Source organism: Duganella sp. Dugasp78 (assembly GCF_059491455.1).
This window is the reverse complement of sequence record NZ_CP168506.1, coordinates 6,211,035-6,232,073: the sequence shown is the minus strand read 5'-3', so window position 1 is coordinate 6,232,073 and position 21,039 is coordinate 6,211,035. Positions and strand designations below refer to the sequence as shown.

General features: G+C 58.2%; 17 protein-coding genes. 6 read left to right on the top strand and 11 right to left on the bottom strand.

Annotated features, from left to right (window positions below):
• Positions 1-122: 122 nt before the first annotated feature.
• From ACEN9O_RS27550 to ACEN9O_RS27540, 3 genes are read left to right on the top strand one after another with little or no spacing between them, the layout of a single operon-like run.
• Complete coding sequence (locus tag ACEN9O_RS27550) at positions 123-761, top strand: DUF1906 domain-containing protein (RefSeq protein WP_495614977.1); 639 nt, start codon at positions 123-125, stop codon at positions 759-761.
• Positions 761-1,051: a hypothetical protein gene (locus ACEN9O_RS27545; protein ID WP_495614976.1), complete on the top strand. Its 291-nt coding sequence runs from the start codon at positions 761-763 to the stop codon at positions 1,049-1,051. The genes ACEN9O_RS27550 and ACEN9O_RS27545 overlap by 1 nt, the downstream gene beginning before the upstream one ends.
• A gap of 16 nt (positions 1,052-1,067) precedes the next feature.
• Complete coding sequence (locus ACEN9O_RS27540; RefSeq protein WP_495614975.1) at positions 1,068-2,228, top strand: acyltransferase family protein; 1,161 nt, start codon at positions 1,068-1,070, stop codon at positions 2,226-2,228.
• A gap of 60 nt (positions 2,229-2,288) precedes the next feature.
• On the opposite strand, the gene ACEN9O_RS27535 is transcribed toward ACEN9O_RS27540, so the two are convergent.
• The 10 genes from ACEN9O_RS27535 to ACEN9O_RS27490 form a co-directional block, all read right to left on the bottom strand.
• Positions 2,289-2,615: an EthD family reductase gene (locus tag ACEN9O_RS27535; protein ID WP_495614974.1), complete on the bottom strand. Its 327-nt coding sequence runs from the start codon at positions 2,613-2,615 to the stop codon at positions 2,289-2,291.
• A gap of 236 nt (positions 2,616-2,851) precedes the next feature.
• Positions 2,852-3,847 carry a hypothetical protein gene (locus tag ACEN9O_RS27530; protein ID WP_495614973.1) on the bottom strand — a complete coding sequence of 332 codons (996 nt, stop codon included), beginning with the start codon at positions 3,845-3,847 and terminating at the stop codon, positions 2,852-2,854.
• 443 nt (positions 3,848-4,290) lie between these two features.
• Complete coding sequence (locus tag ACEN9O_RS27525) at positions 4,291-6,165, bottom strand: glycoside hydrolase family 5 protein (protein ID WP_495614972.1); 1,875 nt, start codon at positions 6,163-6,165, stop codon at positions 4,291-4,293.
• Positions 6,166-6,785: 620 nt separating this feature from the next.
• Complete coding sequence (locus tag ACEN9O_RS27520) at positions 6,786-7,991, bottom strand: helix-turn-helix domain-containing protein (protein WP_495614971.1); 1,206 nt, start codon at positions 7,989-7,991, stop codon at positions 6,786-6,788.
• 45 nt (positions 7,992-8,036) lie between these two features.
• Positions 8,037-8,240, bottom strand: coding sequence for a hypothetical protein (locus ACEN9O_RS27515; protein ID WP_495618549.1), 204 nt, complete (start codon positions 8,238-8,240; stop codon positions 8,037-8,039).
• 37 nt (positions 8,241-8,277) lie between these two features.
• Positions 8,278-8,442 (bottom strand): hypothetical protein, encoded by a 165-nt coding sequence (locus ACEN9O_RS27510; RefSeq protein ID WP_495614970.1) that lies wholly within the window; start codon positions 8,440-8,442, stop codon positions 8,278-8,280.
• A gap of 45 nt (positions 8,443-8,487) precedes the next feature.
• Complete coding sequence (locus ACEN9O_RS27505; RefSeq protein ID WP_495614969.1) at positions 8,488-11,415, bottom strand: glycoside hydrolase family 31 protein; 2,928 nt, start codon at positions 11,413-11,415, stop codon at positions 8,488-8,490.
• A gap of 331 nt (positions 11,416-11,746) precedes the next feature.
• Complete coding sequence (locus ACEN9O_RS27500; protein ID WP_495614968.1) at positions 11,747-12,211, bottom strand: hypothetical protein; 465 nt, start codon at positions 12,209-12,211, stop codon at positions 11,747-11,749.
• A 290-nt stretch (positions 12,212-12,501) separates the two neighbouring features.
• Positions 12,502-13,371 (bottom strand): pirin family protein, encoded by an 870-nt coding sequence (locus ACEN9O_RS27495; RefSeq protein WP_495614967.1) that lies wholly within the window; start codon positions 13,369-13,371, stop codon positions 12,502-12,504.
• Positions 13,372-13,491: 120 nt separating this feature from the next.
• Positions 13,492-14,091, bottom strand: coding sequence for an FMN-dependent NADH-azoreductase (locus ACEN9O_RS27490; RefSeq protein ID WP_495614966.1), 600 nt, complete (start codon positions 14,089-14,091; stop codon positions 13,492-13,494).
• Positions 14,092-14,214: 123 nt separating this feature from the next.
• Here ACEN9O_RS27490 and ACEN9O_RS27485 point away from each other — a divergent pair, with 123 nt between their 5' ends.
• Both ACEN9O_RS27485 and ACEN9O_RS27480 read left to right on the top strand, forming a co-directional pair.
• A complete protein-coding gene (locus ACEN9O_RS27485) occupies positions 14,215-15,126 on the top strand; it encodes a LysR family transcriptional regulator (RefSeq protein ID WP_495614965.1) in 912 nt (303 codons plus the stop codon).
• Positions 15,127-15,204: 78 nt separating this feature from the next.
• A complete protein-coding gene (locus ACEN9O_RS27480) occupies positions 15,205-17,796 on the top strand; it encodes an HD domain-containing protein (protein ID WP_495614964.1) in 2,592 nt (863 codons plus the stop codon).
• An 11-nt stretch (positions 17,797-17,807) separates the two neighbouring features.
• Here ACEN9O_RS27480 and asd read toward each other — a convergent pair whose 3' ends face one another.
• On the bottom strand, positions 17,808-18,656 hold the full coding sequence (gene asd / locus ACEN9O_RS27475; protein WP_495618548.1) for an archaetidylserine decarboxylase: 849 nt from the start codon (positions 18,654-18,656) through the stop codon (positions 17,808-17,810).
• Positions 18,657-18,857: 201 nt separating this feature from the next.
• Here asd and ACEN9O_RS27470 point away from each other — a divergent pair, with 201 nt between their 5' ends.
• Positions 18,858-21,020, top strand: a complete 2,163-nt coding sequence (locus tag ACEN9O_RS27470; protein ID WP_495614963.1) for a TonB-dependent receptor plug domain-containing protein — start codon at positions 18,858-18,860, stop codon at positions 21,018-21,020.
• Positions 21,021-21,039: the final 19 nt, after the last annotated feature.

Here is a 21,039-nt window from a genome sequence, read left to right as displayed (position 1 = left end):
CTTCGGAAGGTTTTCGGAAGGCCAAATCTGGATGGAATGACTACAGTTGTTCCATATCTACATCTTTTGCAAATACTAACATTAACGCGGGGAAACCACAGCCCCCATCTACTGGAGATGTCATGATTGTTCTGACTGGCCTGAAAGCGCCATTTGAATTGACGCAGCACGCCATTGCCATCAAACAGCAGGGGATTGATTTCGCGATCCGTTATTACAGCCACCAGGCGGGCAAGAGCCTGTCGCTGGCCGAGGCGCGTTCGCTGACCGACGCCAGCATCCAGATCGGCGCGCTGTGGCAGGCCGGCGGCGACCACCTGAACTATTTCAGCCGCGCCCAAGGCTGCGCCGACGGCGCCGCTGCCTACCTGATGGCGCAGCAGGTCATCACGCAGCCGTCCGGCTCGGCGATTTACTTCGCGGTGGATTTCAATCCTTCGGTGGACGCCATCGGCGGCCCGGTCAGCGCGTATTTCGAAGGCGTCAACCAGGCCTTCCGCGCGGCCGGGCCGGGCGAGCCCAAGTACCAGGTCGGGGTGTACGGCTCGGGCGCCTGCTGCGAGGCGATGTTGCGCAGGGGCTTGGCGGCGCTGAGCTGGTTGTCGCAGTCCCCGGAATACCACGGCTCGCACGACTATGTCGGCTTCAACCTCAAGCAACTGGCTGCCGCCAGCCTGCCGGTCGATGATGGCAAACACATCAGTGTTGACCTGACGCGCACTAACGACGGCTATCCGGCAGGTCTGTTCAGGGTGCTGTGATGCAGACGATACAATTCACCGAAGCGGTCTCGCTGAAGACGGTCAAGCCGGCCAAGACGATTTTTCTCAACAACACGGGGCAGGATGTGGTGCTGAAGTTCGTGACCGCGCCGGACATGCTGCTGTCGGCCTACACCATCAGCAATGGCGTCAGCGCGGCGATCGACTGTATCCGGCTGGGTGCGGTCGAGTACTATTCCGGCCACAGTCACAATTACGCGATCGCGGCCGGCAGCACGGCGGTGCTGAGCGTGGCCGACAACGTCGTCAACATGGTGATCTCGCCCTGATTTGTTAAGATGCGGAATGAATCCAACTTCCCAGGGCCGCAATGCCGGCCTCGACACCTTGCGTGCGCTGGCTATTGCGCTGGTGTTTGCCAACCATTACATGCTGTTTGTCAGCGGTAGCCCGACCTTCGGCTGGTTCAGCGAGATTGGCTGGACGGGTGTCGACTTGTTTTTCGCGCTCAGCGGCTATTTGATCGGCAACCAGATTCTCGGCGGCATCCGGCGTTCGCGGCGGTCGGACGAAGGCGAACGCTTTTCGCTGGCGCGCTTTTACGCGCGCCGCCTGCTGCGCACCTTGCCGAATTTTTACTTCGTGCTGGCGCTGTACGCCTTGTGGCCGGCCTTTCGCGGCACGAACGTGCTGCCGCCGCTGTGGAAGTTCCTGACTTTTACCCAGAATATCCAGCTGATGCCGGGCACGGCGTTCTCGCATGCCTGGTCGCTGTGCGTCGAAGAACAGTTTTATTTCCTGCTTCCGGCCGTCGCGTTGGCGATCGCGGCATGCCGCAAGCCGCTGCTGCTGGGTTGGCTGGCGGTGATCGGCACGCTGCTGGCCGGCATGGCGATTCGTAGCCATCTGTGGATTGAGTATGTCGGGCCGGAGGAGCAGGGCGGTTTTCATTACTACACGCTGATTTACTACTCATCGTTGTGCCGTTTCGATGAATTGGTGGCCGGCGTTGCGCTGGCGCTGCTGAAAAACCACCATGCCGGCGCGTGGACACGGCTGACCTCGCGCGGCAACTGGGCGCTGGCGGCAGGCGCAACGATGCTGGCGTTGACCTGGTCGCTGTTCATCGAAGATCACTACGGCTATCCGATGACGGTGATCGGCTATCCGATGCTGGGCTTGAGTTTTACGCTGCTGCTGGTGGCGGCCTTGAGTCCCGGCTCGCTGCTGCAACGGCTGCGGGTGCCGGGGGCGGCCAGCATTGCGCTGTGGTCGTACGCGATCTACTTGACGCACAAGACGCTGTGCGTGCTGCTGCGGGCGCCGCTGCAGGCCGAGGGGTGGGGGCCGGATAGCTGGCAGGCCATCGTGCTGATGAGCGCGGCCAGCCTGCTGGCGGGCTGGCTATTGCATCTGCTGGTGGAGACGCCATTCATGAAGCTGCGCGACCGCTACGTGCCGGGCAATTTCGCCCGGTCGGCCGCTCCGGCTGGCGCCGTCGCTTAAGTTGATTGAGTAGTCGCGCCATCCGACTACCTCAAGTAGCGGGCGATATCCGAACCTTGGTCAGGCTTCCGAGCGCTCCACTACCACCTCGCTAATTTGCAGCAAGGGTTGTATGTCCGTGTAATTGGCTATGTCGCCCCTGATCTCCAGCGCGTGCGGGGCGCGGGCTGCCAGGTAAGCTTCGACAGAAGTGCAGATGAAGTCGCACTTGGCCACGTAAACAGGGGCGGAACCTGGAGCACCACCGGTGATGCCCTTGTCCACCGTGTAGTACAGACACGCAGCGCCGAGCCGTTGTTTCACCATCGGCATATGCGTCTCGCGGTAGTAAGCATGGTCGAATCGCGCGCCTGCGGCGTACGGGTACATGACACTGACTTTGATCATCCGGTTTTCTCCTATGGTTGCACGGTAATCGAGGCGCCGCCACCCGCGAAGGCGACATCGAAGTCGCCGGTATCGGGCGTGGTCAAGGGTGGAGGCCTCGATCGTAGCATGGGCTTGCCGAGCTTGCTTCAATTCAGCTCGATCACGCTGCTGGCCATCATGTTGCCGGCCGCAGGATCGCGGCCGCCTCTATGCTTTCTGGTCCAACTTTCGAGGCCGCGACCTGCGGTCAGCCTTCACTTGGGAAAAGGCGCGGGATTTGCCAGGTAGTCCTTGAGCATGCGCGCGAACTGGCCGCCGTCGTTCGTGATGTCCGTCGACGTGTCACCCCCGGGACTGAAGCTGATCGCGAATACGCCGGCGTCCGAGTACTGCTTTGTATGCGTCAGCATGTAGTGGACGTGGTTGTCCCGATAGTGCTTCGGAGTTCCGCCGGGAGTGTTCGAGGGCACGCCCATTGGTGTCTGCCAGAACAGGATCGGTATGCCGCCCATGCGGTTTCGCACCGTGGTCCACGTATCGAGGGCTGTGTTGAAATTCGGTGTGGTGACGTTGTTCTCGTCCAAGTAGAACGGGCCGGTGCCACGATTCGCACACTCGGCCACGGGCACGGGGACTTCAAAGCAGCCTGCGTCGCGATCACTCGTCTGCGCCACGATGAAGTCGGCCTTGTCTGCGCCGAGTTTTGCCATGAAGCCGCCGGTTTTGTCCGGGTCCCCATACCACAACGACACGGGGAAGCCCATCCTCGTCTTGGGCGCTAACGTCCGTCCGAGCTTCAACAGGCAACCGACGACGCCGACGACCGTATTCGGTTCGCTGGCGCATTCCGGCACCGAGGTCACGAGCGCCGGAATCTTCATCGGGTCGCCGCCGGGGGCAGCGCCCTCTGCGAAGCCCCAGAAGTCAGGCTCGAGGTTGACCAGGGCGGGACGGCCGGTATCGTTGATCTTCTGGAACATCAACCTGACTTGCGACCAGTAGGCGGCCATGAACCCCGCGTCGACAAGGACGGTCATGTCGTTACCCCGCCAGGAAGGCATCTGGAACAGGGTGAACATCGGCACGGCGCCCACGGCCGCGACGTCGCCGGAGAATTTCGTGATGACGCCACCGTCCGGATAGCCGTATTGCCATTGAGGCCATGCGTTACCGCCGCCGCCAGAGTTGTAACCCGTGACCGCCACCAGGTAGGTATCGATGATGTCCGGACGGATCCCCTGGGCCTGCATCTCTGGGATAGGACTGGCCGCGCCGAGGCCCACGAGGAGCCGGGCGGGCTTGCCGAGGGCTTCGCTGAGGGCTGCGCTGGACGACGGAGCGGGAGTCGGGGTCGGAGTCGGGGTTGGAGTCGGAGTCGGAGTAGGAGTAGGAGTAGGAGTAGGAGTAGGAGTAGGAGTAGGAGTCGGAGTCGGAGTCGGAGTCGGCACGGCGCTGTCGCTCGAACCGCCCCCGCCGCAACCGGCCAGAATCAGCGACAGCAAGAGCGCGCGAGAGATAATCTTTGTTGTCATGAAAATTTCCTGATTACTTATTGAAAAAAAAAGGGCCCACGCGGCCACGCGTGTTCCAAGCACCGGAAGCCAAGCTTGCATACGAACTGGCGATCCAGGCCCAGTAGCTGGTCAAATAAAAAGCCGGCTTCTGGTACGAAACCGGCTGCAAAGTGGAAATTTTATGGATTTTTAATTACGGCACTTTTAATAGTGACGGAACCTGCCGTTGCAGAGAATAGGATACCTACTCCAGCCGCATTCGGAATGCCAAAAGCAGCACACGTAAATTCCGTATCTTGACCTGCAACCAATGTTTTATTGCCAGTCACGCACTTAAATTCAGCAGCAGCCCAATCGGCGGAGTATGTATAGAACTGGAACAATTCAGTCATCCCGCCATTTCGATTTGAAACAAACGTTTGATCAAAATTAAGGACGACTTTCAAGGTTTTGCCACTCCAATTCACTGGATTGGCAAAAGTATAAGCGGCAGCAGCCCCCCCTTGGTTGAGAGTAAATTGCATATCCGCAGTTGAACTATTATTTGTAGCGTTGCCATTCAAGGTCCAACTATTTGGGCCGGCAGCCAATCCGACAGCTTTCCCAGCGCCTACTAAAAGTGCATTCAGTATTTGTGGATCACCCACCGCCGGAATACTACGGTCGAATATGAGGGCTGGAGTAACCCCGATCTCCCATGCGAACGGCAACATGCCATTTGCAAGCGCCGCCTTGGCGACATATTGATTGTAATATGCACGCGAAGCGCGATGCATGGGCATATCAGCGCAAACTGACGGCGAACGCAACATCGCAGCAAACTCCCCCAGCACAACTGGAATCCCCTGGTCCGCAAATTTCGCTTTCATTTTGGCAAAATATTCATCGACAAAAGGCTCTTCTTCCCGAGTCGAGTTGCGGTAAGTATCTGTAATCGAATGGAAGCCGTTACCCCAGTAACAAAACACCTGTGAATACGATGCGTCTTCACCCTGGTTAGTAAAACTCCATGGGTACCAATGAACTTCAGCCATTTGACGACCCGTTACAGTGTCGGACGGCATGGAATACCAATTATCGACAGCCAGACCGATGTCGGTTCTTGGGGCTTGGATCACCAGCACGCGATGAGCGTTTCTGCCGCCCGTCGAACGAACCGCATCGACAAATGTTTGGTGATAGCTATTTAGAATGTCTATTTCCCCTGACTCGACAGCATCAGGCTCGTTGGCGCTGGCAAACAAGACATGCTCGTCAAAGTCACGCAGATGCGTGGCAATTTGCTCCCAGTAGGCTTTCTGTTTCGCGTTGACAGCGGCTTGCGTTTGTGCGGAAAAATTAACTCTGTTCTCCAACCAACCGCCATCCCAATGGATGTTAAGGACTACGTACAACCCGTTATCCACCGCATACTGCACCACTTGCTTTACGCGGTTGAGCCAAGCGTCGCTAATCTTTCCAGTTGCCCGATCGGCATACTGATCCCAGGATACGGGGATCCGAATCGCGTCAAAACCGCTGTCCTTTACCAATTTGACATACGCGGCAGAAACCATCGGCTGGCCCCAGCAAGTCTCTCCCGGCGTGTCGCAACCCCAGGCCTCCATTGTGTTTCCAATGTTAGTTCCCAGCTTTATTTTGGCAGCCAACTGGGTAGCGTCACTGCTCATGCCAGTCGCATCCGGGGCAATGGGGTTGGTGTTGTAGCTAGGATAATGAGGAATCGTAATCGTAAAAGCTTGCGTGGTCTGTGCGCCGCAATCATTGGTATAAACAGCTGTTGCAGTACAGCTAGCACTCGGTGTTACGTATTGTTCACGCGCCGAACCTGATGTCCCACAGCCACTCCATGACCAGGCCCCGCCTTCTGTTGGTCGCGGTCCAAGTATGAGTTGATTTCCATTAAACGTTGCAGCTGTTTTTATATTCCAGTTGCCATTTGCATAAATATAGGGTGTTACCGCAGTTGGCGTGCAAGTCTGAGCATGCGCGTTCACAACGCTTCCTAATAAAGCCATTAGAACGGATGTGAATACTAAACCTTTTTTCTTCATTTTAATTACCTCATCATTATTAATATGACAGGCATACGTAGAAAGCATGCCCGCGAGCCAGCCACTTCTGGAATATTCAGGTACTACATCCTTTTATTGCCGGAATTTGCGGTGTGGCATGCGATGGTGGAAGCAACTTCTTCATGAAACTCGCTTTCGTTAAGGGCCGTTAACGGTGATGTTGTGTGGCGCCAGACGCGACAGGGGCGAACAGGCGCACGCGTCCGTTCGACCGGGGCACTTCAGGCCGCCGAGGAATGGGCCAAGCAAACGGCCGGATTGCTCAGGATGGCGTCGGCCTCGAAGACGAAGGCGATCGCGGCAACTGCCACGGCCAGCGGAACTGTCCTCATTATTTGCGTCGGCGACCGGGGCGGTAGCGGAATCTGGTCCACGTCTGGAGCATAGGCAGTCCATTTTGCGCAACCATATCGCTGGCAAGAAAATTTCTTGCAAACCGCAGAAATTGCAAGGTATTGTTGCTGTAGTGTAAATCCGTCGTGACATCTGGCGGTGGGGCGGGCAAGCGGCGCGGAAGAAATGGCTGCCATGTCACGGTCCAACCGTGGAGCCAGCGGTTCAGCCGGGGTGTTCAGGCTGAGTGGTTGCGATGAGGCGGTTCAGGAGAGTGATTCTGATGGGACGCTGACGGCGGGCTGCTCGTGCTGCCGCTGCTGGGTGGCAAGGATCCGGAATGACTTCGGCGTGCATCCAAATTCTTCCTTGAACAGCTTATTAAAATAAGGAACATTCGAGTAGCCAACCATATACGCGATTTCCGACACAATGGCGCTGCTTTTCTCAGCCAGCAGCCTGGATGCTTCAGTCAGCCGCAGTTTATTCAGGTAAGCGGTGAATGTCATGCCAAGTTCGGATTTCAGCACTTCATTGATTTTATAGCGTGTCGCGCCGGTCCCTTCCGCCACGGTTTCCAGGTCCAGGTTGGGATCGGTATAAGAGCTGCCGATATACCGCAAGACCGACGCCTTCTCCTTGTCCTTATACGCTTCCACAGTTAACTGGCGATAGGCCGCCAACGGCAAATTGATTTTCATTTTTGAATCCACACTGGCCAGCAGTGCGCGGGAATAGGCCAGAAAAAACCAAACGCCAAATGCCATCCATCCACCCAGGATAATGACCACCAGCGCGACCACATAGCGGTAATCGCGGCCATGCAATGTCAGTTCGCTGATTTCAATATAGACATCGACATTGCGTGGAGTAGCGGCGGTGGTGCCAAACATGACTTTCCCGACCCTGTCCAGTTTATAACCCGTGCCCCCCAGGTCCTGCTTCATCGTAGGAAACCACCATTCTGGAATAAGCAGCCGGGCCAAGTCGAGCGTCACCCGCATGCCCTGTTCATTGCACGAAAAATACGTTCTAGGTGGACGGTAAGTCCCGTACTTGCCTGGCTCGGAAAATTTTTCATCGAAGGTGGACACCTCGAACGCCATGGAAGTGGCCAGTGAACATTTGGCAACGAAGGAAATGGTACCGAACTTCGACCAATCCTCGTGGATCTGCCGTCCTTTGCCGTCATAGAGTTTCAGGTCGCCGGCGGCAAAAGGAGGCGCGTTCACGTCCTTCAGCTTGAAGTCGAAGCGCAGCCGGTCACGCGACGTGTCGTGTAAGCGCACTGACGACGCTCCGCCAGCTTCCACGTCGGAATACGTTCCGGAATGCCAGCCGGAGTCATATTTACCCACCGGCGACAACGTCTGTTTCGGAAAGGCCCGGGAAATAAAAAAAACTGCCAGCAGCGCGTCCACGACGAGCAAGGAAATCAGCGTCAGCAGCGCCTTTTTATAGAACTCATGCATATAGTTATGGGTATTGAACTGTCTCGGGGCAGCACGTTTTGACGGCTACGGTCCGGGCATCATAGCAGGCGAAATATGGACGGTTCCAAGTATTTTCGTAGCGGACGAACCTAACGCCGACGTGCGGATGCCGAAGCGGGTGTCGTAACGGTCGATCACGCGGCCGCCCTGCAGCACCGTTGTGGTCCAGGCGTAGAGATTCGGCTGCTCCGTGCTGTTGCGGCAGACGCCGTCGAACTCGAGTGAAATGCGCCGTCCCTTGTCGGCGGCGGGAATGTGGAACAGCTTACGCTACCGGCCGACGGGTGCCGTGACCGGAGTCCTTGGCCGTATCGCGCGGATGGCCGAAGGCGAAGCGCCAGCCGCTGTCGATGTTGATGACTGCCGCTTGCGGCCACTGCGGCGGCAGCCGGCACGCAGGCGGCGCTTGCCAGCACGAGTTTTTGTTCAAGATAATACTGATGGAGACGGTGCCGCGCGGCACCGTCTTATCGACCTATTTGTCGAACCTCACGACCATGGTTTGACCGCCGTAGACCACCGATTTGGTCGCCTGGCCACTCGCGATTCCCTTGCCATTGGTGTCATCGGCCATCACCAGACTGAAGGTGCGCTGTTTTACCATGCCAGGATACGCGCCCTGGCGCGCGCCTATCGTCAGCGTCCTGGCCGCGTCGTTCCACACCAGCGTGGTGCGGGCAGACTGGCCCTTCTCATAGTTGTAGGTTTCGTTGTCATCGTCGTAGAGCGTGAACTTGCCGTCTGCGCCAGGATAGATGCGGATCTCATACGCCGCCTCCGGTTTTTCGGTCGCATATTGCAGCACTGGCCCCATCGGAAGAATGCTCCCGGCGCGCACATACAGCGGAAAAATATCGAGCGCGGCCTGGCACGTGACCGTCGTGCCGCCGGCGTGGCGCTGGTTGGTCCAGAAATCGTACCAGCCGGCCGAGTTGGAAATACGGGGCAGGTAGGTCGTCATCGCCAAGTCCAATGCCGGCGTAGCCTCCTTCTGCGCGCGGATGGCGCTCGGCGTGCGCCAGGCCAGCCGCAGGTTGCGATCCAACGCGCCCTGATAGTACTCAAGCTTGACGTTGATGCGCTGCCCTTTGTGCAAGGTCTGGCTGGTGCTGCGCAGCCGTTTGGCGCCATCGGTCCAGTTGTCGATGACCAGCGCGCCATCGAGGTACAAGCGGGTGCCGTCGTCGCCTTCGGTGGCAATTTCATACTCGCCATCCTCGGGCGCCTCCAGCGTGCCGGTCCAGCGCGCCGAGAAGTTATCGAGCGAGCCAAGGCCCGCGGGAATATCGGCCAGCGGCGGTCCGGGCCATGCATGGTCTATCGTCGCGTCAACCACCTGGCCCTTGGCCGTTTCGAAGTTGCTGCCCTCAAAATACTGGCCCGCCAGGCCTGGCTTGCCATCCGGCGTGCGAAGGTAGGCGGCCGGGATCGTCGCCGGGGGCGGTGGGTCGATGCGATACATCTGCCGCGTGACCGGGTGCACCAGCAGCGAAGGCCCGAACATGAAGGCATCATTGATGCCGAAGGTTGCCTTGTCGTCCGCAAAATCCATCGGCAAAGGACGCATCATCGTGTAGCCATCGCTGGTGACCTTGGCGCTCAAGCCGTAGATGTACGGCAGCAGCCGGTAGCGCAAGTGTACCGCGTCGAGCAGCGACTTGTAGACCTGCGGATCGAGCGTTTTGAAGATGTACGGCTCGCGCTCGATGTCCGTTCCATGCACGCGCATGATCGGATTGAACGCGCCATACTGGAACCAGCGCGCAAACAGTTCGCGATAGGCCGGACTCTTTTCGCCTTCCGGGTAGTCGCCGCGAACGAAGAATCCTCCGGTATCCTGGGTCCAGTACGGGTTGCCCGTGACCGTCACGTTGACGCCGCCGCTGATCTGCTTGCGCAGCGTGTCCCAGCTCGAGCGGATGTCGCCCGACCAGGACGCCGCGGCAGTGCGCTGGGCGCCGGCCCAGGCCGAGCGGGTCAGCGTGAATACCCTTTGATTGCTGGTGGCGCGCTGGCCGTCGTAGGTGCCCAGTGTCGTCATGAGGGAGTAGGGATTGAGGTAGCGCGTGAAGTCGCCCAGGGCATTGCGTCCGAGCGCCTTGATGTCTTCCTCGTTCTGGACCGGATCGCCGGCGGCCGAACCGACTTCCACTTCGGTGCCATCCATCCAGAGCGCGTCCACGCCCTTGTCGAACAGGCCCGACTTGACATGCTTGAAGTAGATCTGGCGGCCTTGGGCGCTGTAGGCATCATAGATCCTTGCCTTCTTCGAAATCCAGTGCAGCGGCTCGAAGCGCAAGCCGTGCTGATCGAGTTCCTTGGCAAGCGCGGTGTCGTTGCCTATCGACGGCCAGATCGAGACCATCAGTTTCATGTTGAGCTTGTGGATGCTGTCGACCATGCCTTGCGGATCGGCATAGCGGACCGGATCCCAGGTCATGCCGCTCCAGCTACCGTCCTTGTCGCTGCCCCAGTACTGCCAGTCTTGGACGATGTAATCGAGCGGGAACTGCTCCTTGCGGAAGGTTTCGGCAACCCGCACGATATTGGCCTGGTCGACATAGCGCTCCTTGCTCATGAACAGGCCGAACGCCTGCTTGGGGAACATCGGTGCGGCGCCGGTCAGGGCGCGGTAGTCGGCCACCACGTCATCCATCGACGCGCCGCCCATGAAGTAGTAGTCGACGCCGCCGGGGGCGCTTTCCGCCCACAGTCTGGCGCCGTCGGCCCCATCGTGAAAGCGCATCTTCGAATAGGTATCCCACAAGATGCCGTAACGCTCGGACGACATCATCACCGGGATGATAATGCCCAGGTTGGTCTGGACCAGCAGCAAATCCTTGTTGCGCCGGTTGATATCATCGCTGTCGGTGTAGCCGAAGCCGAGGATCGCTTCGTCGGGCTTGAGCGTAAACCGGTTTTCTACTTCGTAGGTCGGCGCGCCCGAGATGTCGACCTGCTTGATCGATTGCGGATCGTTGGCCTCGCGGGTGTACAGCCGGCCGGTGCCGTCCATGAAGCTCAGGGCGCCGGTCTTGCGGTCGATGCTAACGCGCAGTTTGGCGCTCTTGAGCGTCACCGTGTCCGCAGACTCCTCGATAACGAAAGCCACGTTGGCCGGCTTGTCGACGATGACGATGCTGCGGTTCTTCCAATGGTTCTTGCCCAGGTTGGCGTTCACGCGTACGGTGGTGGGGCCATAGAAAATCACGTTCTTGCTGACCGCGCCGATGCGGAACTGGACGCCATTCTTCAGGCGAACGAAGCCGAAGCTACCCTGGCTGGCGAGCTGTGCCGCAGCAAAATGTCCGTTCAGGTCAATGCCGGTTTGCACCGGCGCAGCAGCAACTGCCGCCGAGAGCCCAAGTGCAGTGACGGCAATGGTACTACGTAGTGGTCTCATGCTAGGCAATTGCGTCCCCTCTCTCAGTTGAAATCGTTTTCTTTAGCAATCCGATTATGCACCCATGCAAAGGTTCTTGAAAATAGTGAAACTCGCCAATTCTCATACTCAAAATTAGCAGGAGTTTCGGAGGTTTCCACATTTCACGCCAGCATTGATAGAACGCCAGGGCTGTCGATAGCGGCGACGATGAGAATACGCGGCTGATACCGGAACTATGTGGTTCCCATGGAGCAGGGGAGTGGTGGGGAGCGGATCGGTCATTGCGGGAAGTACCGTGGAGCCGGGCGGCGCTCCCCATATGCATACGTCTGAGCGTGACGAGCTTGCTTTAATTTAGCTCGATCACATCGAACGGCGACTGCATCGAACTGAGGAAGGCCATGACGCTGCGCGCGCGTTCGCCCATGTCCTCGTGGCGGGTGGCGGCGATGGCGGCGCGCAGGCCGGGGATCACCTCGGTGATATGCGGACTGTCGTAGGCGGCCACCAGCAGCGCCGCCAGTTCGCTGGCGCGGCCACGGTTGTTGCGCATGCGCTCTTCCAGCATTGCCAGCAGCGCGCGCTGCATGCGCGGCGTCGGGTTGGTGATGTAGCCGAACACCAGCGGCGTATTGTCGATCGCCTCGCACAGGCGGCCCTCGATCTGGTCCGGCTTGACGTCGGAGGCGATGTCGAAATAGGCGCCGTCCCAGTGTGTCCGTTCGTACGGATGGCCGGGCGGGAAGGAGTCGGCCGTCTCAAAGCCGAGAACGTGGCTCAGGTAACGTAGCCATTTGAGGATAGTGGGCATCATGTCGGCATTTTATCCTGAGTGACGACACTCTACCGGACCTGATGCGCATCAGACGCTTTTGCTACGGTGTCCGGGCATTTGCCATCAAGACGTAAAATCACGTTAGCACTGCCAATTCGCCAGGAGTCGATAATGTTTGATCGCGTTGCGCTACTCGTTGGAAGGAAGCTGCGTTGAAGCGCTTGATGCGTGGCTTGCTTGCGGTACGCGACAAGCACAAGGAAAGCTAGAGGACCTTATCGAAATAGGCAGCCGCCGGGCAGTGTATTTGTCCGGCGGCTGTTGCAACCTTATGCGTGGGCTTCCTCGCCCAGCTTGCCGGCGCGGAAATCTTCAACGGCGGCGAAGATCTCGGCCTGCGTGTTCATCACGAACGGGCCGTACTGCGCGATCGGCTCGTTCAACGGCTGGCCGGCCACCAGGATCAGCCGGCTGGCTTCCGCCGCGTGCACCGTCACACCATCGGCGCCTGCGGTATTCGCCAGGATCGCCATCCGGCCCGACGCCACCGCCTTGTCGCCGACGCTCACCTCACCACGATACGTGAAGATGAAAGCGTTGTGGCCTTCCGGCAGCGCCTGGCTGAAGCTGGCGCCGGCAGGCAGATGGATGTCGAGGTAGATCGGCTCCGTCACCTCGCGCTGCACCGCACCTGCCACGCCGTGGCTGCTGCCGGCGATGACTTTGACCGCCACGCCGTCGGCCGTGGTAAAGGCCGGCACATCGGCGCCATTGAAATCGCGGTACCACGGCGCCTGCATCTTGCTCTTGGCAGGCAGGTTCAGCCACAGCTGGAAGCCTTCCATCACGCCTTCTTCCTGCTCGGGCATCTCCGAGTGGATCACGCCACGGCCGGCGGTCATCCATTGCACGCCGCCGTTGGTCAGCAAGCCTTCGTTGCCGGCGCTGTCCTTGTGACGCATGCGGCCTTCGAGCATGTAAGTCACGGTTTCAAAGCCGCGGTGCGGATGGCTGGGGAAGCCGGCGATGTAGTCGTTGGCCTGGTCGCTGCCGAAATTATCCAGCATCAGGAACGGGTCCAGCCGGCGTTGCAAGGGCTGTGTCAGAACGCGATTGATCTTGACGCCTGCGCCGTCCATTACGGCCTGGCCGCTGATAACGCGCTCTACGCTGCGGGGGGTGTTTACTTGATCGGTCATGTCATGCTCCTTGGTTTTCGTTGCTGTTAACCCGCACTGCCAGGCAGGGTCAGACCCCGCACGGGGTCTGACCCTTAAGTGGTGAGGCAGGCGTATCGCTAAACGCTTGCGGGGGGGGGCTTACACCAGTACTGCGTTGATCTCTGCTTCTGCCGACGCCTGTGCCTTGGCCACCGCTTCCGGGCCCATGCCCAGGCCTTCGGCGAAGACATATTGCACATCGGTCAGGCCCACGAAGTTCAGGAACATCTTGATGTGTGCCAGTTGCGTGTCGGTCGGCGCGTCGCGGTGCATGCCGCCACGGGCCAGCGCCACATACACTTTTTTGCCGGTCAGCAGGCCGACCGGGCCGGTCGGGCCGTACTTGAAGGTCACGCCGGCGCGGGCAATCGCGTCGAACCAGCTTTTCAGCTGCGCGGTGATGCCGAAGTTGTAGGTCGGCGCACCGATGACGATCACGTCGGCAGCCTGGACCTGGGCGATCAGCGCGTCGTCCAGCGCCACGCGGGCGGCCTGGGCTTCGGTGCGCTGGTCGGCCGGGGTGAACAGGGCTTGCAAGGTCGGCTCGTCGATCACCGGATGCGGATCGGCTGCCAGGTCGCGGCGCTGCAGCGTCGCGGCTGGATTGGCGGCGCGGACCTTGGCGACGATGGCGTCAGCCAGGCGGGTGGATTCGGAACCGGTGCTGCGGGCGCTGGAGTTGATTTGCAAGATGTTCATGGTTTTGCTCCTGATGTTGGGTTTGTGCTGCGATGGAGTTACTTTAATCGTTTCAAATTCATTCCGGAAGTCGTTAAAATGGATAACATTAATCCACTGATGGAACAATGAAGGAGAAAATGCGTGGAAATCGACCCTGGCGACCTGCTGTTATTTGCCCGCATCGTCGAATGCGGCAGCTTCAGCCTGGCGGCGCAGCGGGTGCAGCTGCCCAAATCGACGGTATCGCGCCGGATTTCGGCGCTGGAGGCGCATCTGGGCGAGCGCCTGCTCCAGCGCACCACGCGCAAGCTGGTGCTGACCGAGTTCGGCGCCAGTCTGCTGGAGCACGCGCGCCGCGTGGCGGACGAAACCGAGCAGGCCGGTGCCTTGGCGCAGCACCGGCAGGGCGCCCCCAGCGGCCTGCTGCGGGTATCGATGCCGGCCGACTTCGCCAACGTGGCCATGGGCACGATGATGACGCGCTTCATGAGCCAGTACCCGGCCATCTCGCTCGAGCTGGACCTGTCGCCGCGCCGGGTCGACCTGGTGGCGGAAAATTTCGATCTGGCCATCCGCATGGGCAACCTGCCGGACGATTCATCCCTGGCCGCGCGCCGCGTCACGCTGAGCAAGATCGCCTTGTACGCTTCGCCGCTGTACACCTCGCTGCGCGGGCTGCCCGAACATCCGGACGACCTGTTCAAGCACGACTTGCTCAGCCTGCCGCCCCGGCTGAACGGCCTGATACGCTGGAAGCTCTTGCGCGGCAAGACGGAGTGGGAGCGCGAGTTGCCGGTGCGTCTGCTGGCCAACTCGCCGGAGCTGCTGGTGCGCATGGCGACCACGGGCGTGGGGATCGCCGCCTCGACCGAGCTGTTCGCGCGCGAGCATTTACAGACGGGGGCGTTGGTGAGGGTGCTGCCGGAGTGGTCGTTCCCGGTCGTCACCGGGTGGGCGGTATTCCCCGGCCGCCGGCTGATGCCGGCCAAGACCAGGGTCTTCCTCGATATGCTGGAGGCCGCCTTCGAGGAAGGCCGGCCGGTTGTTGCCTAGTAAATTATCAAGGAGGCGTTCAGTAGTGATGTTGCGTTAGTCGCTATACTTGTAGTTAAGAATTTCACTGGAGATGTGATGGAAATACCTATGGAGCGTACTGAGTTATGGAAAACAGCGTTCAACCCAAAAAACCGGCAAGACCATGCGTTGCAATGTGACCTTCTTATTGTTGAATTGGCAAAATTTCGAAGCAAGGTTGGTCATTTGGTCAGTCGAATTGCACAAGTTTTACCTGGATTAACGGTACATGACCTAACACATTTGGATGCGCTTTGGAATGTTGCTGACATGATTGCGGGTCCTCAATACCCCCTAAATCCCTTAGAAGCATTTATTTTTGGTGGATCCGTTCTCTTACATGATTCGGCAATGTGTTGGGAGGCATATTCTGATGGACAAATTGGAGTTCGTGCTGGAAATGTATGGCGCGATTGCTATGCGGTAGAGTGTGACAGAATGGTTAACGCGACTTCCGCAGAGCGAGAGTTGGCAGCGGATTTTTCTGCTCTTCGGAGTTTACATGCGCAACAGGCCAGTATCTTGACAAAAAGGAAGTGGAAACATCCCGACACAGGAAAAGAGATAACGCTAATCGATGATCCAACTTTAGATATTCATATTGGGCCACTGATAGGAATGATTGCTGCTAGCCATCACTGGGATATTCAGACATTAATCGACAAACTGCCAAGGCAATTCAATCCGCCCCCAGACTATTCACAATGGCCTGTTGACCCTGTAAAAATTGCTTTGTTGCTTCGATGTGCAGATGCAGCCCATATCAATCACTCACGCTCCCCCGATTTTTTATATGCATTAATTCGGCAAAAAGGAATATCAAAGTCGCATTGGCAGGCTCAAAATAAAATGATGGGGCCTAATATTGATCAGATGGATGTAAATAGAGAATCTATTCTATATACCTCAAGTACCTCCTATCTAGAGGATGACTGTGATTCCTGGTGGGTGGCATATGATTCGATATCGATCGTGGACTCTGAAATAAAAGCGTCTAACTTGCTATTGACTTCAAGAGGAAACCATAATGCTCCAGCTTTTAAAATCCGTTGCGTAAAAGGAGCTAATAATGTTGATGATATCTCAAGAATGCTTAACACGGAAGGCTGGGATCCTTGTAATGCCAAAATACATGTTAGTAATATCGAGGCATTGGTAAGGAATCTCGGCGGTGAGAAGTTGTATGGTGAAAATGCCAATAAGGTTGAAGTTGTTTTGCGGGAAATTATCCAAAATTCACGCGATGCGATCGCCGCGCGACTTTTCTTTGATGACATGTTCCAAGGACTTATAACTATTCGGTTGAAGGAAATCAATTCCGAGAAATGGATATATATTGAAGACAACGGGTTAGGCATGTCCTACGATGTGCTCACAGGAACTTTGTTGGATTTTGGAACAAGTTTTTGGAAAACAGCATTGGTTCAAAAGGAGTTTCCCGGCCTTCGGGCGTCAAAATTTAAGCCTGTTGGTCGATTTGGAATTGGTTTTTATTCAATATTTATGATTGCGGAAAGTGTAACCGTAGCTAGTAAAAAATGGGATGCTGGTGCTGATGATGTAAATTCTCTGGTATTTAAGAATGGTTTGACCTTTAGGCCAACCCTTAAGAGAGGACGGGTATCTGATTTTAATCCCACACTCTCTACCCAGATTCGGATAAAGTTAAAGAATGAATTTTTTGACTTGGAAAGGCCGATAGAAATACACTCGGGACACGCGGGAGTGCCTAATCTCTATCCCAATATTCAAGCGCTAATCGGTGCACTTATTGCTGGGTTAGACGTTGATTTGAAAATCTTTGACGAACTCGGGGAGAGTACGTTCTTTGAAAAAGTAAATTTTTCTTCAGAGCTGAATTCTTCTAATTTTCTTAAGCGAATTTCATTCGCGAAATATCAGTTTTCGGCAACTGAAACTAATGCATATATCGAACAACATTCTATTAGGATGCGTCCCTTGTATGTTGATGGGAAAATTTTAGGCATGGCTGCGATATCAACGATGGTTCATAATAAGAATAGACTGGGACTTCGAACAATCGGGGGGCTAGCAGCATCATTGCAAGGTGGGATTCCAGATGAATTTATTGGATATGTTAACTTTGAAGTGAATTCGGCAAAGCGGGATGCGGGATCAATGTCTGTTCCAAAAGATGTTTTGATGAATTGGTGTATGGAGCAGCTTCAAATACTGAATGGCCCCCAATACGAGATTTTTGAGCGTGCGATCGCTGCAATACATGCCTCAAATCTTGGTTTCGATCCGATTGAACTAGGAACTGTTTGTATTAGGCAAGCTGGGGTAGTGAAATTAATGAGACACCGTGATGTGGTGGATTTGCTATTATTGGAACCGCTGGTGATTTTTAAAATGATCGAAGCGGCTCATGTAGATGTATATTGTGATACATCTAAGATAGATGATTTATGTCATCTCGTTCCCTTGTGTTCGGGGCCGTATTTATCCTTGGAGTTCGATGGAGCAACACCTCGGAGAAATAACGGTCTTATTGGTTGCTTGCATCGCGCTATTCTAGATCGAGGATTATTGCCTGTTTGGACTGTTGAAAGTTCCAATGTAAAATCCGTCTTCGGTATGGCAGAGAAGTTAGTGCTGTCGATCTCAAGTGAAAACAAGAGTCAATAAAGACAATTGAATCAGCGAGTTAAATTAGCCATGGCCTGGCCCAGCTGGACGGCGCCGGCCGGTTGCCACGCCGGATTGAAGCTCAGCACGTCCTTCGGGAACAGCATGACGACGGTCGAGCCCAGCAGGAAGCGGCCCAGTTCCTCGCCTTTTTTCAATACGATATTCTGGTCGTCGTACTGCCATTCGCACACATGCGGCATGCGCGGCGGATTGACCACGCCGTGCCACACGGTGGCCATGCTGCCGACGATGGTGGCGCCGACCAGCGTCATCACGAACGGGCCGTGGGCGGTGTCGAACACGCACACCACGCGCTCGTTGCGGGCGAACAGGCCGGGGATGCCGCGCGCGGCCGCCGGGCTGACCGAGAACAGCTCGCCCGGCACGTAGATCATGCGGGTCAGCTTGCCGTCGCAGGGCATGTGGATGCGGTGGTAGTCGCGCGGGCTCAGGTACAGGTTGGCGAAGCTGCCGTTCTGGAATTTGGCGGCCAGCTCGGCGTCGCCGCCGACCAGCGCGGTGGTGCTGAAATTGTGGCCCTTGGCCTGGAAGATCTGGTCGTCCTTGATGTCGCCGAACTGGCTGATGCGGCCGTCAATCGGGCAGATGAAGTCGGCGTCTGCGATCGGCCGGGCCTCGGGGCGCAGCGCGCGAGTGAAGAATTCGTTGAAGCTGGCGTAGTGGGAGATGTCCGGATCGAGCGCCTCGTCCATGTTGACGTTGTACTTGCCGACGAACCAGCGTATCAGCCAGGTGGTCTTGCTGCCGCCCTTGGCACCGGCCACGCGGCCGGCAAAATTGGTCAACGCTCCCTTGGGAAGCAGGTAGTGTGGCAGGACTGCAAGACGAGACACGATAGGGTATCCATACAATGAACGATCGCGCATTATAGCGCCGGGGTTTAGGAATTCGCACTAAACAATATGGCTGTCTTGTTAAATGCGGAACATTTTGAATCAAACAAGGCATAATGCAAGCTCCCCACTTGTCCGACAACTTGCCTTTCTAGAATTATGCCCGCCCGCCAACTCCGCCTGACGCAGATCGCTGCCGCTGTTTTGTCCATTTTCATCGCCGGCGCCGCCCGTGCCGAGGCCCCGGAAGCGCCCGCCAAACCGGCCGAAGCCGCGCCGATGCAGAAGGTGGAAATCAAAGGCGCCGCCGCCACCTACGACGCGCGGCGCGACGATACCGCCAGCAAGACCGTCATCTCCAGCGCGGAAATCCAGAAATACGGCGACACCTCGGTCAACGACGTGCTCAAGCGCGTACCCGGCATCACCGTCAGCGGCGCGGCCGGCCGCAGCGGCGGCGAGATCCGCATGCGCGGCCTGGGCAACGGCTACACCCAGATCCTGATCAACGGCGAGCGCGCGCCGGCCGGCTTCGCTATCGACAGCCTGTCGCCCGACGTCATCGAGCGCATCGAGGTGCTGCGCGCCGCCAGCGCCGAGTTCAGCACGCAATCGATCGCCGGCACCATCAACATCGTGCTGAAGAAGGCGCTGAAGGCGGCCCAGCGTGAAGTCAAGTTCAGCGAGGCCAAGGGCAGCAAGTTCAGCTCGCCGTCGGCCAGCCTGCAGATGTCGGACAAGCTCGGCAGCACCTCCTACTCGTTCGGCGGCAACGCCTGGCGCTATATGTACAACCGCATGACGCCGTCGTTCGACAGCGGCACCGACGCCGCCGGCATCCCCAACCTGGACCGCGCCGCCACCTCGCGCGACCAGGGCCGCGCCAACGGCATGAACCTGTCGCCGCGCATCAACTGGACGCTGGACAACGGCGACACGCTGACCTCGCAAACCTTCGTCAACCTGAACCAGTTCGCCAGCAACAGCCACAGCCGCACCACCACCACGCTCGGCAAGGGCCCGGACTACGACCGCATCGACAGCACCTTCAGCAGCTACAACGCCTTCGGCCGCACCGACCTGAACTGGGTACACAAGCTGGAGGAGGGTGCCAGGCTGGACTTGAAGGCCGCCGTCAGCGACAACCGCAACACCGCCGATTCCCTTCAGTTCGGCGGCAACAACGGCATGCCGGCCACCTTGGAGCGTACCGTCGTCTCGACCAGCAGCGAGCAGGGCTTCAGCACCCAGGGCAAGTATTCGCGGCCGCTGACCTTTGGCGAGGCGCCCGCCGAGCACGCGCTGGCGATGGGCTGGGACGCCGGTTTCACCCAGCGCGACGACAGCCGCAGCCAGCGCGAGGCGGCGCTGCCGGGCAGCACGCCGGACAACAGCGACGAAGGTTTCTCGGCGCAAGTCACGCGGCTGGCGCTGTACGGCCAGGACGAATGGAACCTGACGCCGCGCTGGTCGCTCTACACCGGCCTGCGCTGGGAGGGCCTGGACACGCGCAGCGACGGCAACACCTTCGACGCCGTGCAGCAGCGCTCCAGCGTGTTCAGCCCGCTGATGCAGACCCTGGTCAAGCTCCCCAACAAGAAAGACCAGCTGCGCCTGGCGCTGACCCGCACCTACAAGGCGCCGTCGACGGCCAGCCTGACTCCCCGCAAGTTCACCTCGACCAACAACAGCCCGACCGAGCCCGACCGCCGCGGCAACCCGCACCTGAAGCCGGAACTGGCGCTGGGCCTGGACGCGTCGTTCGAACACTACTGGGGCGAGGGCGGCCTGCTGAGCGCCAGCGCCTCGATGCGCCGCATCGAGAACTACACGCACCAGGGCTTGCTGTATGAAGACCAGCGCTGGGTCTCGACCTCGATCAACGACGGCCGCGCCGAAACCCGCGGCATCGAACTGGAAGCCAAGTTCCCGGTGCGCGCGCTGATCGAGCACGCGCCGGCGCTGGATGTGCGCGCCAGCGTCAGCCGCAACTGGTCGCGCGTGGAAAGCGTGCCCGGCCCCGACAACCGCCTCGACCAGCAGACCCCGCTCAGCGCCACGTTGGGCGTCGACTACAAGAGCCCGGACGGCATGCTCAGCACCGGCAGCAGCTTCAGCTTCCGCAACGGCGGCCTGGCCCGCCTGAGCGGCACCCAGGGCGGCTACACCAGCGTGCGGCGCGACCTGGACCTGTACGCGTTGTGGAAAATAGACACCCAGAACAATCTGCGCTTCGCCGTGTCCAACCTGCTGGCACAGGACTACACCACGGAAAGCCTGTACAGCGACCCCAGCGGCACGCTGAACCGGCTGACGGTGGCCAGCGGCGAAACCCAGTTGCGCGTCACGATCGAAAAGCGTTTTTGAGGGCATGATTCCTTGGTGC